Source organism: Myceligenerans salitolerans, assembly GCF_017349295.1.
Classification (GTDB): domain Bacteria; phylum Actinomycetota; class Actinomycetes; order Actinomycetales; family Cellulomonadaceae; genus Myceligenerans; species Myceligenerans salitolerans.
Window position 1 is genome coordinate 360,073 of record NZ_JAFMPK010000027.1, and the last position, 15,219, is coordinate 375,291.

The following is a 15,219-nucleotide window of genomic DNA, read 5'->3' on the forward strand; positions in this document are numbered from 1 at the left end:
CTCCTTACGCTCCGGCCGTCGGCCCGAGGGTCGCGACGAGCACGATCACCGCGCCGATGATCAGCACGCCCGCAGCCATGGAGGCGGCGTAGGCGCGCACGTACCCCGTCTGTGCCCGGCGCAGCCAGGCGCCGAGGCCCGCGAGGCCGACGGCGAGGACGCCCCAGCCGCGCGCGACGACGCCCGTGTCGGCGGTGACGAGCACGGCGGTGACGCCCTGTCCGGGCTTCATGACGAGGCCCTCGTTGACCGTGTCCTGGAAGAGGTCGCGGCGCGCGGCGCGGGTCAGCACCGACCCGCGTGGGGCCTCCGCGGGCACGTCGCGCCGGTACATCAGGTACCCGACCAGCGCCCCGACGACGACGACGGCGATAGTGGCGCCCATCAGGACCGGGACGGACAGCACCGGCTCGTGGTGCTCGACATGCCCCACGCTGGGCTCCAGCCAGGTGGTGAAGACGTCGCCGAACGCGAGCACACCACCCAGCGCGATCGAGCCGACCGCGAGGATCACCTGCGGCCAGACCATCAACGCCGGCGACTCGTGCGGGTGGTACTCGGGCTCGGTCCAGCGCGGCCGCCCCCAGAACGTCATGGTCATGAGGCGGGTCATGTAGAACGCGGTGATCCCGGCACCGATCAGGGCGGCCCCACCGAACACCCAGGGCTGCCAGCCCTCGCCGGTGAACGCGGCCTCGATGATCTTGTCCTTGCTCCAGAACCCGGAGAACGGCGGGATACCGAGGATCGCGAGCCAGCCGAAGAACATCGACCACGCGGTCAGCGGCATGACGCGGCGCAGCGCGCCGAAGCCGCGCATGTTCACCTCGTCCTTCATGCCGTGCATCACCGAGCCGGCGCCGAGGAACAGGCCCGCCTTGAAGAAGCCGTGCGTGAGCAGGTGGAAGATCGCGAAGGCGTAGCCCACCGGACCGAGACCGGCCGCGAGCATCATGTAGCCGATCTGCGACATCGTCGAGGCGGCCAGCGCCTTCTTGATGTCGTCCTTGGCGCAGCCGATGATCGCCCCGAAAATGAGGGTCACCGTCCCGACGATCACGATCACGAGCTGCGCGGTGGGCGCGGCGTCCAGGATCGGGCCGGAGCGCACCAGCAGGTAGACCCCGGCGGTGACCATCGTGGCGGCGTGGATGAGGGCGGAGACCGGCGTCGGGCCGGCCATCGCGTCGCCGAGCCACGCCTGCAGCGGGAACTGCGCGGACTTGCCGCAGGCGGCCAGCAGCAGCGCCAGCCCGACGGCGGTGGCGGTGCCCTGGTCGAGCGTGCTCACCGCGCCGGTGGCCTCGGCCAGCCCTTCGCCCGCGCCCGCGTCACCCGCGTCGAACAGCGTCCCGAAGTCGAGCGCGCCCGTGTGCGCGAACAGCAGCGCCATGGCGACGATCAGGCCCATGTCGCCCACCCGGTTCATCACGAACGCCTTCTTCGCGGCGACCGCGTTGGGCCGCTTGTGGTCCCAGAAGCCGATGAGCAGGTAGGACGCCAGGCCCACACCCTCCCAGCCGACGAACAGCACCAGATAGGAGTCGGCGAGCACCAGCACCAGCATCGCGGCGATGAACAGGTTCAGGTAGGCGAAGAACCGGCGCCGGTGCGGGTCGTGCGCCATGTACTCCACGGAGTAGAAGTGGATGAGCGTGCCCACGAAGGTCACCAGCATCACGAACGTCATCGACAGCGGGTCGAGGCGCAGCCCGAGGTCCACGTCCAGGCCTCCCGCGGACATCCACGTCCACAGGCGCTGGTCGGCGACCCGTTCGGCCGGGTCCGCGCCGATCATCCGGAACAGCAGCCAGCCACCCAGCAGTGCGGAGGCGCTGGAGGCGAGTACGCCGATCCAGTGGCCCCACTTGTCCAGCGCACGCCCGCCCAGCAGCAGGACCGCCGCGCCGACCAGGGGGAAGCCCACCAGCCAGGGGGCATACCCGATCACGTCGTTCACTTTCCCAGTCCCCCCTCAGAAGGCTGAAGATGGTTGAGTCGCCGGTTCCGCTGCGCGTGCCGTCGACGGCGGAGTACCTCGGCCCTCACCCTCCGCTGCATCTCCGCCTCACCCATGGAGCAGGTTGACGTCGTCGACCGAGGCCGAGCGGCGGGTACGGAAGATCGTCACGATGATCGCCAGGCCCACCACGACCTCGGCGGCTGCCACGACCATGACGAAGAACGCGAGCACCTGCCCCGTGAGGTCGCCGTGGATCCTGGCGAACGTCACGAAGACGAGGTTGGTCGCGTTGAGCATGAGCTCGACGCCCATGAAGACCACGATGGCGTTGCGACGCAGCAGCACCGTCGTCGCGCCGATCGCGAAGAGGATGCACGCCAGGACGACGTAGTTGGTGATGTCCATCAGGCGTCCTCCCCGCCGTCGGTGCCGGTCCGGACCGTCGAGACCTCGCCCGCGGGCCCCGTCTCGACCAGGGACGCCGGAGCCGCCTTCTCCTGACCACGGATCCGCAGCACCCGCGAGACCGAGTGCTCCAGCGGACGCCCGTCCGGGCCGAGCGCCGGCACATCCATCGCGTTGGTCTGCGCGTACACGCCCGGTGCGGGCAGCGGCGTGAGCGTGCCTCCCTCGGGCAGCGCCTTGACCCGCTGCTCGGCGACGTACCGCTGCGTGCGCTTCGGCTCCAGCCGGCGTCGGTGGGTCAGCATGAGAGCGCCCATCGCCGCGGTCACCAGCAGCACGCCGACGGTCTCCATCGCGAGCACGTAGTCACCGAACAGGACCCGCGCCAGCCCGACCGGGTTCGCGACCTGGTCCTCGGTCAGCGGCGTGCCGGGCCGGAACGCGGCCTGCGAGACCACCCCGATCAGCACGACCGCCAGCCCCAGCCCGAGCAGCAGCCCGATCCAGCGCTGCCCGCGGATGGTCTCCGTGAGCGAGTCGGACGCGTCGACACCGACCAGCATCAGCACGAACAGGAACAGCATCATCACCGCGCCCGTGTACACCACCACCTGGACGACGCCGAGGAACGGCGCCGACGAGGCGATGTACATGATGGCGAGGCTCACCATGACGAACACGATGCACAGCGCGGCGTGCACGGCGCGGCGGACGAACAGCAGCCCGAGCGCGGCGAGCACCATGAGCGGCGCGAGCACCCAGAAGAGGAACGCCTCACCACCGGAGGTCGTCATCCCGGCCATGTCGGGGGTCATCGCACTCCCCTTCCAGCGTCGCCGCCCGGCTCGGCCGTCCCCGGCGTCGCCGCTCGCACCACGGGCGCCGTCGCACCGGCTCCCGCGGCCTCCGGCGAGTGAACGGAGCCGACGGCGGCCGCGCCGGCGGCCTTCTCCGCCTCACCCGGCCCGGCGTCGGGCCGCAACTCGTGCTGCCGGGACGCGGGCCCGGCCTGCTTCCCGGCGGCCACGGCCTCCGCGGCCGCCAGTGTCTCGTCGTCGGGCCGCCGCTCGCGGACCCAGTCGACCTGGGCCTGCGTCGCGCCGAGCACGTCGCCCCGGTAGTAGTCGGTGTCGGTGGTGCCCTCGGCCATGGGATGGGGAGCGGCGAGCATGCCCTCGCTGAGCGGTGCCAGCAGGTCCTGCTTCTCGTAGATCATGCCCTCGCGCGAGTTCCCGGCGAGCTCGTAGTCGTTCGACATCGTCAGGGCCCGCGTGGGGCAGGCCTCGATGCACAGCCCGCAGAAGATGCAGCGCAGGTAGTTGATCTGGTAGACGCGGCCGTAGCGCTCGCCGGGGCTGATGTGCGCGCCCTCCGGCGAGTCGGCCGCGAGCGCGCCCTGCGGGGCGTCGGCGTTCTCCGGGAGATCCGCGTTGGACGCCCCCTCCACGTAGATCGCGTCCGCCGGGCACGCCCAGGCGCACAGCTCGCAGCCGATGCACTTCTCCAGCCCGTCGGCGTACCGGTTGAGCTGGTGACGGCCGTGGTAGCGCCGCTGGGGCGCCACCTTCTTGCGCGGGTAGTCCTCGGTCACCGCCGGCTTGAACATCGAGGCGAACGTGACCCCGAAGCCCGCGACGGGCGCGAGGAACTCGCCCAGGCCCTTCGCCTGGGGACGTAGCGGCTGGTAGCCGGTCTCGTCGTGAATGTCATTGGTCACTGCCGGCAACCTCCTTTCCGAACCGCTCGGAGGCGGGGAGCTTCTGCCCGGGCAGCGGCGGCACCGGGTAGCCGCCGGCGAAGGCGTCGATGGTCTCGGGCTCGGCCGGTTCGGGCCGACGGCGCTTCTCCGGCCAGAACATCATGGGAAGCAGGACGAGCACGACCACGCCGAGCGCGGCGAACAGGAATGTCGAGCGCGGCAGCTCGGCGACGGTGAGGGCCCACTGCACGCCGCCCAGCACCACGACCCAGCCGAGAGCGACCGGGATGAGCACCTTCCAGCCGAAGATCATGAACTGGTCGTAGCGCAGGCGCAGCAGCGTGCCGCGCACCCACACGAAGAAGAACATGACGGCCCACACCTTGACGAGGAACCAGACGATCGGCAGCCAGCCCGTGTTCAGGGCGTCACCCAGGAACCCGTCCGGCACCGGCGCCCGCCAGCCGCCGAGGAACAGCGTCACCGCCACGGCCGAGACGTTGAGCATGTTGATGTACTCGGCCAGGAAGAACCAGGCGAACTTCATCGACGAGTACTCGGTCATGTAGCCGGACACGAGTTCGCCCTCGGCCTCCGGCAGGTCGAACGGCAGCCGGTTGGTCTCCCCCACCATGGAGATGACGTAGACGACGAACGCGGGCGCCAACGGGATGAACCACCAGATCTGCGCCTGGCTGTTCACGATCTGCGACGTCGACATCGACCCCGCCATGATGAACACGCTGACCAGGCTCAGGCCCATGGCCAGCTCGTAGCTGATCACCTGCGCGGTGGACCGCACCGCACCGAGGAGCGGGTACGTCGAGCCGGACGCCCAGCCGCCGAGCACGATGCCGTACACGCCCACGCTCGCCGCCGCGAGGATGTACAGCACCGCGACGGGGAAGTCGGTGAGCTGCGCCGGCGTGGAGAAGTCCGTGAACGGGATCGTCACGGTGGGCCCGAACGGGATCACCGCGAACACGAGCAGCGAGGCCGACACCGACAGCATCGGCGCCAGCAGGTAGACCACCCGGTCCGCCCGTGTGACGTTGACGTCCTCCTTGAGCAGCAGCTTCATCGCGTCGGCCAGCGACTGGAGCAGGCCCTTCGGCCCGTGCCAGTTCGGGCCGGGACGCAGCTGCATCTTCGCCACGACCTTGCGCTCGAACCAGATCGCGAACAGCACCGACGTCAGCAGGAAGACGACGATCAGCACCGCCTTGACCACCGAGGCGAGCACCGGCTCGGCCGAGAAGTCCGCGGCCACGCCGCCCTCGGCGGCGAGGATCACCCCGTTCATGACTGCTCCTTCCCGGGCCACCGGGCTCCGTCGTCCTCGGCAGCCGTCTGCCGCTGACCCGCCGTCTCGACCCGCCGCACGCGGACGACGTCGCCCGGTGTCGCACCGAGCGTGTCGTGCACCCGGCTCCCGACGCTCGCGAGCGGCAGCCAGACGACACCGTCGACCATGCCGGCCGTCACCGACACCGGGAGCGTGATGCTCCCCCGCGCGGTAGCGACCTCCGCGCGATCACCCTCGGACAGCCCCAGCTCGGCGGCCGTCGCCGGGGCGACCCGGGTGACCGGCCGCTTGGCCGTGCCCGCGAGGTGCCGCTCACCGTCCTGGCCGCGCCCGGCGTCGAGCAGCAGGCGCCACGACGCGAGGACGGCCGTCCCCGCGGATCCGGATGCCGCCGGCCCGCCGCCGGGCTCCGCCGCGAACGTTCGTGCCTCGCGCCCGGCCGGCACCGCTCCGTCGGCGGAGGTCGCCTTCGCCGTGGTGACGTCCCCGACCGCCCCGGCCCGCTCGCCCGACCAGGCGCCCAGCGCCGCGACGGCGAGATGTGCCTCGGCGGGCGTACCTGCGCGCAGGTCACTGCCCATCTGGGTGGCGAGGGCGTGCAGCGCCCGATGGTCCGGCAGCGCCGTCGAGTCGAGCGCGGCGCCGAAGGACCGCACGCGACCCTCCCAGTTCCAGTACGAGCCGGCGCGCTCCACGGGCGGTGCGACCGGCAGGACGACGTCCGCCAGGTCCGTCACCTCCGACCGGCGCACCTCCAGCGACACCACGAACCCCGCGGCGGCCAGCGCCGTGCGGGCATGGGCCGGGTCCGGAAGGTCCGCGACCTCCACCCCGCCGACGACCACGCCCGACAGGTGCCCGACGCTGAGAGCGTCGATGATGCCCGCCGTGTCCAGGCCGGGCGCGGCGGGAAGCTGCGCGGCGTCGGTCAGGCCCCAGGCGGCGGCGACCTCGGAACGCGCCGCCGGGTCCGTCACCGGACGGCCACCCGGCAGCAGGTTCGGCAGCAGCCCTGCCTCGACCCCGCCACGCTCGCCGGCGCGGCGCGGGATCCAGGCCAGCCGCGCCCCCGTGGCCTCGGCCAGGGCCAGCGCCGCGGAGTAGGCACCGGGCGAGGCGGCGAGACGCTCGCCCACCAGGATCACGGCACCCTCCTCACGCAGGGCGGCGGCCGCCGAGGTCGTCAGCTCGCCGCCCGGCGTCGGATCGCCCGTGCCGGGGGACCCGCCGGTGACGGCGGCGTCCCGGAGCGAGGCGAGCACTCCGGCCTCCGCGCCGGGGACCGTCGGCAGCAGCGTCCCGGAGAGCTTGGTCAGCCCCCGTGAGGCGTACGGCGCGACGCCGAGGACCCGGGTGCCGCGCTTCGCGACGCCCTTGCGCAGCCTCAGGAAGGTGACACCCGCCTCGTCCTCCGCCTCGAGACCGACGAGCAGCACCGCCGGCGCCTTCTCGAGATCGGCGAAGGTGACGCCGATGCCGGTCCCGGCCACCGCGTGGGCCAGGAACTCGGCCTCCTCGGCGGAGTGGGCGCGGGCGCGCTGGTCGACGTCGTTCGTACCGAGCACCTGCCGGGCGAACCGCGACCACGCGTAGGCGTCCTCGACGGTGAGGCGGCCACCGGGAAGCATCCCGACGCCGCTCGCCGCACGCGCCTCGGCCAGGCCGCGAGCAGCGATCTCCAGGGCTTCCGCCCACGAGGCCGTGCGCAGGTCACCGCGGTTGCCGTGCTCGTCGCGGTCCCGCACCAGCGGCGTCGTGAGGCGATCCGGCGCGGACTGCCAGGCGAACGCGAACCGGTCCTTGTCGGTGATCCATTCCTCGTTCACCACCGGGTCCTCACCGGACAGACGGCGCATCACCTGGCCGCGGCGGTGGTCGATCCGGATCGCGGACCCGCACGAGTCGTGCTCCGCGATGCTCGACACGCTCACCAGGTCGAAGGGCCGTGCCCGGAACCGGTAGGAGGATCCGGTGAGTGCCCCCACGGGACAGATCTGGACGGTGTTGCCGGAGAAGTAGGACGAGAACGCCTGCCCGTTCGCGTCGGTCTCCACCGGAGCGGCGTCCGGGACCGAGGGCGGGGACACCTCGTCGGACTCGGCGCCGGCCTCCGCACCTCCGCAGCCGCCGTCACCGCACCCGCAGCCCGGGGACTCGAAGCCCAGTACCTTCTCGTCGAAGCGGCCGATCTGCTGCCGGGCCCCGCGCATCTGCAGGGCGATGAAGGCGTCGCCCGCGATCTCGTCGCTGAACCGGGTGCAGCGCTGGCAGAGCACGCAGCGCTCCCGGTCCAGCAGGATCTGCGCGCTCAGCGGCACCGGCTTGGTGAAGGTGCGCTTCACGTCGTCGAACCGGCTGTCGGCCCGGCCGTTGCTCATCGCCTGGTTCTGCAGGGGGCACTCGCCGCCCTTGTCGCACACCGGGCAGTCGAGCGGGTGGTTCATGAGCAGGAGCTCCATCACGCCCTGCTGCGCCTTGTCCGCGACCGGTGACGTGACCTGCGTCTTGATCACCATGCCGGGCGTGACCGTCATGGTGCACGACGCCTGTGGCTTCGGCATGGGCCGCACGTTGCCCTCGCGGTCCGGCATCGCGACCTCGACGAGGCACTGCCGGCAGGCGCCCGCGGGCGCGAGCAGCGGGTGGTCGCAGAACCGCGGGATCGCGATCCCGAGTTGCTCCGCCGCACGGATGATCAGCGTGCCCTCGGGAACCTGGGACTCGATCCCGTCGATGGTGAAGGTCACCATCTTCGGCTCGGTCACCTCGCCCTCGGGCCTCGATGTGGTGACGGTCATCAGTGACCTCCCGCGTCGGCGCCGGCAAGCTCACGACCAGCAGCGTCCGGCGTCCTTGTTCTTGGGGTGTACGGGAAGAGGGCCGACGCCGACGGGTCGAACGGGCAGCCGCGCCCGTCGATGTGCGCCTGGTACTCCTCGCGGAAGTGCTGGATGCTCGACGTGATCGGAGAGGTGGCGCCGTCGCCCAGCGCGCAGAACGACCGGCCGAGGATGTTGTCGCAGAGGTCGAGCAGCAGGTCGACGTCCTGGTCCTGCCCCTGCCCCTCCTCGATCCGGTGCAGGATCTGCTTGAGCCAGTACGTGCCCTCGCGGCACGGCGTGCACTTGCCGCACGACTCGTGCGCGTAGAAGTCCGTCCACCGGCTCACCGCGCGGACCACGCACACCGTGTCGTCGAAGAGCTGCAGCGCGCGCGTACCGAGCATCGACCCGGCCGCGCCCACCGACTCGTAGTCGAGCGGGGTGTCCAGGTGCTCGGCCGTGAACAACGGCGTCGACGACCCGCCCGGCGTCCAGAACTTCAAGGGCTTGCCGCCGCGCATGCCGCCGGCCTGGTCGAGGAGCTCGCGCAGCGTGATGCCGAGCGGCGCCTCGTACTGTCCCGGCCGCGTGACATGCCCGGACAGGGAGAACAGACCGTGCCCGGTCGACTTCTCCGTCCCCATCCCGGTGAACCAGTCGACCCCGCGTGCCACGATCCCGGGCACGCTCGCCACGGTCTCCACGTTGTTCACCACGGTCGGGCGGGCGTACAGGCCCGCCACGGCAGGGAACGGCGGCTTGAGGCGCGGCTGGCCCCGCAGGCCCTCGAGCGAGTCCAGCAGCGCCGTCTCCTCACCGCAGATGTAGGCGCCGGCGCCGGCGTGCACCGTGATCTCCAGGTCGAACCCGGAACCCAGGATGTCCGTGCCGAGGTAACCGACACGCCGGGCCTCGGCCACGGCCTCCAGCAGCCGCCGGTACACGTGCAGCACCTCCCCGCGCACGTAGATGAAGGCGTGGTTGCAGCCGATCGCGTACGACGTGATGATCACGCCCTCGATCAGGTGCTGCGGGCTCGCCATCATCAGCGGGATGTCCTTGCAGGTACCCGGCTCCGACTCGTCGGCGTTCACGACCAGGTACCTCGGCCCGCCGTCGTCCGGGGGCAGGAAGCCCCACTTCATGCCGGCCGGGAACCCCGCGCCGCCACGGCCGCGCAGCCCCGAGTCCTTGACCGCCTGGACCAGGTCGCCCGGCGTCATCGTCAGGGCCTTCTTGAGCCCGCCGTACCCGCCGTGCTTCTCGTACGTGGACAACCGCCACGACCGCGGGGCGTCCCAGGTCTCCGTCAGCACCGGAAGCAGCTCGGTCATCGCGCGTCCTCCCCCGGCTTCTTGTCCATACCCACCTCGGCGTCCGCGGGCGTCACAGGACGGCGGTCGGCGCTGGAACCGGGCTCGCCCGTGAGCGTCTCACGCTGCTCGGCGTCCGGGGCGGACGAGTCACCGGACGGCGCCCAGCCCTGCTCACGCGCGAGCCGCAGTCCGACGAGCGTCGGCTCACCCGCGCCCACGCCCTCGTGGGCGCGGCCGTCGGGGAACCCGGCCAGGACCCGGCTCATCTGCTTGAACGAGCACACGCTGTCGGCACCGCGGGTCGGGGCCACCTCCTCACCGGCGCGCAGCCGGTCGGTGACCTCGACCGCGGACTCCGGGGTCTGGTTGTCGAAGAACTCCCAGTTGACCATCATCACCGGCGCGTAGTCGCAGGCCGCGTTGCACTCGACCCGCTCCAGCGTGATCGCACCGTCCTCGGTCGTCTCGTCGTGCCCGACGCCGAGGCGCTCGCTGAGCTCGTCGAAGATCGCGTCGCCGCCCATCACCGCGCACAACGTGTTGGTGCACACGCCGACGGTGTACTTCCCGTTCGGCTTGCGCTTGTACTGCGTGTAGAACGTCGCCACGGCGCTCACCTCGGCGGCGGTGATCCCGAGCTGCTCGGCGCAGAACAGGATCCCGTCACGGCTCACATACCCGTCCACCGACTGCACGAGGTGCAGCATCGGCAGCAGACCCGAACGCGGGTCGGGGTAGCGGGCCATGATCTCGGCGGCATCGGTCGTCAGGGACGCGAGCGTCTCGGCGTCGTAGGAAGCCCTGGTCTGGGCCGGCTCGGCCGTCATCGGTCCACACCTCCCAGCACGGGGTCCAGGGACGCGACGGCGACGACGACGTCGGCCACCTGGCCGCCCTCGCACATCACCGACGTGGCCTGGAGGTTGTTGAACGAGGGGTCGCGGAAGTGCGCGCGGTAGGGGCGGGTCCCGCCGTCGGACACGGCGTGCACGCCGAGCTCGCCGCGCGGGTGCTCGACCGTCTGCCACGCCTGCCCGGCCGGGACCGGGAAGCCCTCCGTGACCAGCTTGAAGTGGTGGATCAGGGACTCCATCGATGTGCCCATGATCTTGCGGATGTGCTCCAGCGAGTTGCCCTGGCCGTCGCTCCCGATGGCCAGCTGGGCCGGCCAGGCGATCTTCTTGTCGGCCACGATGACGGGCTCGCCCTCACTGGCGTCCAGCCTGGTCAACGCCTGCTCGGCCAGGCCCAGCGACTGGTAGCACTCCTCCAGCCGGAGCACGGCGCGGTCGTAGCAGTCCGCGTTCTTCGAGACCGGGACGTCGAAGTCGTAGGTCTCGTAGCCGCAGTACGGAGCGGCCTTGCGCACGTCGTACGGCAGGCCGGTGGACCGCAGCACCGGGCCCGTCACGCCAAGGGCCATGCACCCAGCCAGGTTGAGCACACCGACGTCGGTGAGGCGGGACCGGAAGATCGGGTTCGCCAGCATCAGGTCGCCCAGGTCCTTGAGGTACCCGCGGACCTTCTTCAGCGCGTCGCGAGCCTGGGTGGTGAAACCCTCCGGCACGTCCAGCGCGACGCCGCCCGGGCGGATGTACGCGTGGTTCATCCGCAGCCCGGTGACCGCCTCGAAGAGGCGCAGGATCTCCTCGCGCGCGGTGAACGCCACGGTCATCACCGTCGTGGCGCCCATCTCGTTGCCACCCGTGCCGAGACAGATCAGGTGGGAGGTGATCCGGTTGAGCTCCATCATCAGCACCCGGATCACCGACGCTCGCTCGGGCACGTCGTCGGTCACGCCGAGCAGGCGTTCGGTGGCGAGGCAGAACGCCACCTCCTGGAAGAACGGCGCCACGTAGTCCATCCGGGTGCAGAACGTGGGGCCCTGCGTCCAGGTGCGGAACTCCATGTTCTTCTCGATGCCGGTGTGCAGGTAGCCGATGCCGGCCCGTGCCTCGGTCACCGTCTCGCCGTCGATCTCCAGCATCAGCCGGAGCACGCCGTGCGTCGACGGGTGCTGCGGGCCCATGTTGACGACGATGCGCTCCTCGCCGATGGCCTCACGGGCGATCTCGTCCCAGTCGCCGTCGCCGTAGGCCTCGAACCCGCGGATCGTGCGGGCGGTCTCGTCGTCGATCGGCCGGGTCGCGTGGGGGCCGCCGGCCCCGGCGCGCGGTTCTGCTGTGGCGGTCACGAGTAAGCCCTCCTCGTGTCGGGCGGGGGCACCGTGGCCCCCTTGTACTCGACCGGGATGCCGCCGAGCGGATAGTCCTTCCGCTGCGGGTGGCCCTCCCAGTCGTCCGGCATCTCGATGCGCGCCAGGCCGGGATGGCCGTCGAACACGATGCCGAAGAAGTCGTACGTCTCGCGCTCGTGCCAGTCGTTGGCCGGGTACACGGACGTGGTGGACGGGACGTGCGGGTCCTCGTCCGGAGCCGTCACCTCCAGGCGCAGGCGGCGGTTGTGCGTCACCGACACGAGGTGGTAGACGGCGTGCAGCTCGCGGCCGGTCTCGTGCGGGTAGTGCACGCCCGAGACGCCGAGCGAGAGCTCGAACCGCAGGTCCTGGTCGTCACGCAGCGCCTGGCACACGGGCAGGAGGTGCTCGCGCGTCACGTACAGCGTGAGCTCCGCCTGCGGCGCGTCCGCGGCCCGGGCGCCGTGCAGGTCGACGACCACCTTCTCGATCGCCGCGTCCGCGTCGACGCCTTCCTCACGCAGGACCTCGGTCAGCACGTCCACGACCCGGTCGAACCAGCTCCCGTAGGGGCGCGACGACGGCCCCGGCAGCGCCACGGGCCGCACCAGGCCGCCGTATCCCGAGGTGTCGCCCGAGTCGTGCGCGCCGAACATGCCGTGCCGCACCTCGACCACCTCGAGGGGCGAGGCGACGCGCTCCAGGTCCCCCGGTTCGCCACCGGCACCGGACCCGGACAGGCCGGTGCCCTGAGCCGCCTTGTCCTGGACGGCCCTGCCCTGAGCCGCCTTGTCCAGCGCCGCCTCGTCCTGGGTCGCCTTGTCCGGGGTCACCTTGTCCTTCTCGTCGCTCACCGCAGCAGCCCCTTCTGCTCGAAGGTGGGCGTCGCCTCCATGGCGGCGGCCTCCGCCGCTCGCGCCGCCTCGGCGCGGTTCGCGCCCAGCGGGGCGTTCTGGACCTGGTGGTGCAGCGCCAGGATCGCGTTGATCAGCATCTCCGGCCGCGGCGGGCAGCCGGGCAGGTAGATGTCGACCGGCACCACGTGGTCCACGCCCTGCACGATCGCGTAGTTGTTGAACATCCCGCCCGACGACGCGCACACACCCATCGAGAGCACCCACTTGGGCTCGCTCATCTGGTCGTAGACCTGACGCACCACCGGCGCCATCTTCTGGCTCACGCGCCCGGCCACGATCATCAGGTCCGCCTGGCGCGGCGACGCCCGGAAGACCTCCATGCCGAACCGCGACAGGTCGTAGCGCGGCGCGCCGGCGGCCATCATCTCGATGGCACAGCACGCCAGACCGAACGTCACCGGCCACATCGACGCCTTGCGCATGTAGCCGGCGAAGTCCTCGATCGTCGTCAGGAGGAATCCCGACGGCGCTTCCTCGACACCCATGTCTCCTCCTTCTCAGTGCCCCTGGCCGGCATTTCCCCGGGCTTGCTCCGGGCGGCCGCCCCGTACCTCCACGGCCGCCCGCGCCGCGCCGTTCGTCGATGTCATACCCAGTCGAACCCGCCGCGCCGCCACTCGTAGACGAACGGGACGGTGATGAGCGCCAAGAAGGCGAACATCGCGACCAGTCCGAACGTGGCGAGGGTGGTGAAGTCGACCGCCCACGGGTAGAGGAACACCACCTCGATGTCGAACACGATGAACGTCATCGCCACCAGGTAGTACTTGATCGGCAGCCGGCCACCGCCCAGCGCGTTCGGCGTCGGCTCGATGCCGCACTCGTACGCGTCGAGCTTGGCCCGGTTGTACCGCTTGGGGCCGATGACCGCGCTCGCGGCGACACCGCCCAGCGCGAGCACCGCCCCGATCCCCATGAGGATCAGGATGGGCAGGTACGGATTCATGCTGTTGCCTTCCGGATTTCCGTCACGAGCGTGGCACCACCTTCGTCAAGCCGGCGATGGTGCGGTCGATCCAGTCGCCGCCGCTCGGCTCGTAGCAGTCGGACAGGAGCTTGAGCACGAACTGCATCACCACCTTGCGCGGCAGTCCGTGTCTCACGCAGGCCCGCATGACCTGCGGGTGCTCGATGAGCCGCACGAACCAGCGGCCCAGGGTGTAGTAGCCGCCCAGGTCGGCGCGCATGCGGTCCGCGTACGTGGCCAGGGCCGCCTCACGCGCCGCGTCCGTGGACTTGTGGCGGGCGGCGGCGATCGCCTCGGCGGCGACCCGGCCTGCCTGCAGGCCGTAGGCGATGCCCTCGCCGTTGAACGGGGACACCATTCCCGCGGCGTCTCCCGCGAGCAGCAGACCGTCGGCGTACAGCGGGCCACGGTTGAAGCCCATGGGGAGCGCCGCGCCCCGGACCTTGCCGGTGGCGGCCTCGGGACCGATGTCCCAGCCCTCGGGGGCGGAGTGGGTGAGCCAGGTGTCCTGGAGCGCCCGGTAGTCGATCCCCGCCCGCGACTGCCGGGCAGGGGTGCTGTGCACGCTGCCGAGGCCGACGTTGGCGGTGCCGTCGCCGAGCGGGAACACCCACCCGTAGCCCGGCAGCAGATCGGAGCGGCCCGGCTCGCCGGACCACAGCTCGAGGTGCGACTCCATGAACGGGTCGGCGTGCCGGGGCGTCGTGTAGTAGGCGCGGACGGCGGTTCCCATGGGCCGGTCGTCGCGGCGCATCCGCCCGACACCGGTCGCCAGGCGCGAGCTCACGCCGTCGGACGCGACGACGACGGGCGCGCGGAACGTCCGTTCGGGTCCCTCGGCACGCCCCCGTCCGTCGAGCGGCTGGGCGGTGACGCCGGTGATCCGGCCGGTGCGCTCGTCGGTGACGGCGCCGGTCACCTTGGTGGCGGTGAGGAGCTTCGCGCCGCTCGCCTGCGCGTGCTGGGCGAGCGTCTGGTCCAGCGTCATGCGGGCGCGGGCCATGCCGTACCCGGGATACGCGGTGAGGTCGGGCCAGTCGAGCTCCCAGGAGCGACCCGTCGCGTGGACGCGCAGGCCGCGGTTGCGGATCCAGCCGTCGCGCTCGTCGGTGTCGACACCCATGCGCACCAGCTCCGAGACCGCGCGGGGTGTGAGCCCGTCACCGCAGATCTTGTCGCGGGGGAACTCGGCCTTCTCCAGGAGCAGCACGTCGAGACCCGCGGACGCGCACCAGTGCGCGGTGGACGAGCCGGCCGGGCCGGCGCCCACCACGATGACGTCAGCGTCGTCGTTCCGATGCTTCACGTGCTCACCCCCGATTGTGAACTCGCTGCTGGGTGTCATGAAAGGTCCTTGTGAACCCTGTCACAACACCGCCACCCTAGCCACACGAGACGGACATTGGGTAGCAAGGCGAACCTAACTTGGCACCCACGCCCCTCCCCAGCTCCATGGACATCCCTCGCCGGAACCCGAGGCCGCCCTCCGGGCCGCGAACCACATCGCCGACCACGCCATCCGTGGGGCATGGGAGGGCTCCCACGCCCACACATGGCGTGCTCGCCGGCCGGGTGGCGTGTCGCTGCCCGGCCGGGGGTGGGTGGGGGGTCGCTGGCCGGCCGGCCG

General features: G+C 71.4%; 13 protein-coding genes. All 13 read right to left on the bottom strand.

Going from position 1 to position 15,219, the window contains the following annotated elements; all coding sequences use genetic code 11:
• Positions 1 to 4: 4 nt before the first annotated feature.
• A complete protein-coding gene (gene nuoL, locus J0911_RS06965) occupies positions 5 to 1,951 on the bottom strand; it encodes an NADH-quinone oxidoreductase subunit L (RefSeq protein ID WP_207274778.1) in 1,947 nt (648 codons plus the stop codon).
• 117 nt (positions 1,952 to 2,068) lie between these two features.
• On the bottom strand, positions 2,069 to 2,368 hold the full coding sequence (nuoK, locus tag J0911_RS06970) for an NADH-quinone oxidoreductase subunit NuoK (protein ID WP_207274707.1): 300 nt from the start codon (positions 2,366 to 2,368) through the stop codon (positions 2,069 to 2,071).
• Entirely contained in the window at positions 2,368 to 3,183 is an 816-nt protein-coding gene (locus tag J0911_RS06975; RefSeq protein WP_242636345.1) for an NADH-quinone oxidoreductase subunit J, read from the bottom strand. The genes nuoK and J0911_RS06975 overlap by 1 nt, the downstream gene beginning before the upstream one ends.
• Positions 3,180 to 4,073, bottom strand: coding sequence for an NADH-quinone oxidoreductase subunit NuoI (gene nuoI, locus J0911_RS06980; protein ID WP_207274780.1), 894 nt, complete (start codon positions 4,071 to 4,073; stop codon positions 3,180 to 3,182). Before nuoI ends, J0911_RS06975 begins: the two co-directional genes overlap by 4 nt.
• A gap of 1 nt (position 4,074) precedes the next feature.
• Positions 4,075 to 5,370, bottom strand: coding sequence for an NADH-quinone oxidoreductase subunit NuoH (gene nuoH / locus J0911_RS06985; RefSeq protein WP_207274708.1), 1,296 nt, complete (start codon positions 5,368 to 5,370; stop codon positions 4,075 to 4,077).
• A complete protein-coding gene (locus J0911_RS06990; protein ID WP_207274709.1) occupies positions 5,367 to 8,171 on the bottom strand; it encodes an NADH-quinone oxidoreductase subunit G in 2,805 nt (934 codons plus the stop codon). The genes nuoH and J0911_RS06990 overlap by 4 nt, the downstream gene beginning before the upstream one ends.
• Positions 8,171 to 9,529 carry an NADH-quinone oxidoreductase subunit NuoF gene (nuoF, locus tag J0911_RS06995; protein WP_207274710.1) on the bottom strand — a complete coding sequence of 453 codons (1,359 nt, stop codon included), beginning with the start codon at positions 9,527 to 9,529 and terminating at the stop codon, positions 8,171 to 8,173. Before nuoF ends, J0911_RS06990 begins: the two co-directional genes overlap by 1 nt.
• Entirely contained in the window at positions 9,526 to 10,338 is an 813-nt protein-coding gene (gene nuoE, locus J0911_RS07000) for an NADH-quinone oxidoreductase subunit NuoE (protein ID WP_207274711.1), read from the bottom strand. The genes nuoF and nuoE overlap by 4 nt, the downstream gene beginning before the upstream one ends.
• Positions 10,335 to 11,705 carry an NADH-quinone oxidoreductase subunit D gene (locus J0911_RS07005; protein WP_207274712.1) on the bottom strand — a complete coding sequence of 457 codons (1,371 nt, stop codon included), beginning with the start codon at positions 11,703 to 11,705 and terminating at the stop codon, positions 10,335 to 10,337. Before J0911_RS07005 ends, nuoE begins: the two co-directional genes overlap by 4 nt.
• Positions 11,702 to 12,562 (bottom strand): NADH-quinone oxidoreductase subunit C, encoded by an 861-nt coding sequence (locus J0911_RS07010; protein WP_372434847.1) that lies wholly within the window; start codon positions 12,560 to 12,562, stop codon positions 11,702 to 11,704. The genes J0911_RS07005 and J0911_RS07010 overlap by 4 nt, the downstream gene beginning before the upstream one ends.
• Positions 12,559 to 13,110, bottom strand: coding sequence for a NuoB/complex I 20 kDa subunit family protein (locus J0911_RS07015; protein WP_192865162.1), 552 nt, complete (start codon positions 13,108 to 13,110; stop codon positions 12,559 to 12,561). The genes J0911_RS07010 and J0911_RS07015 overlap by 4 nt, the downstream gene beginning before the upstream one ends.
• Before the next feature lie 101 nt (positions 13,111 to 13,211).
• Positions 13,212 to 13,571, bottom strand: coding sequence for an NADH-quinone oxidoreductase subunit A (locus J0911_RS07020; RefSeq protein ID WP_123815812.1), 360 nt, complete (start codon positions 13,569 to 13,571; stop codon positions 13,212 to 13,214).
• Positions 13,572 to 13,593: 22 nt separating this feature from the next.
• A complete protein-coding gene (locus J0911_RS07025; protein WP_207274713.1) occupies positions 13,594 to 14,937 on the bottom strand; it encodes a geranylgeranyl reductase family protein in 1,344 nt (447 codons plus the stop codon).
• Positions 14,938 to 15,219: the final 282 nt, after the last annotated feature.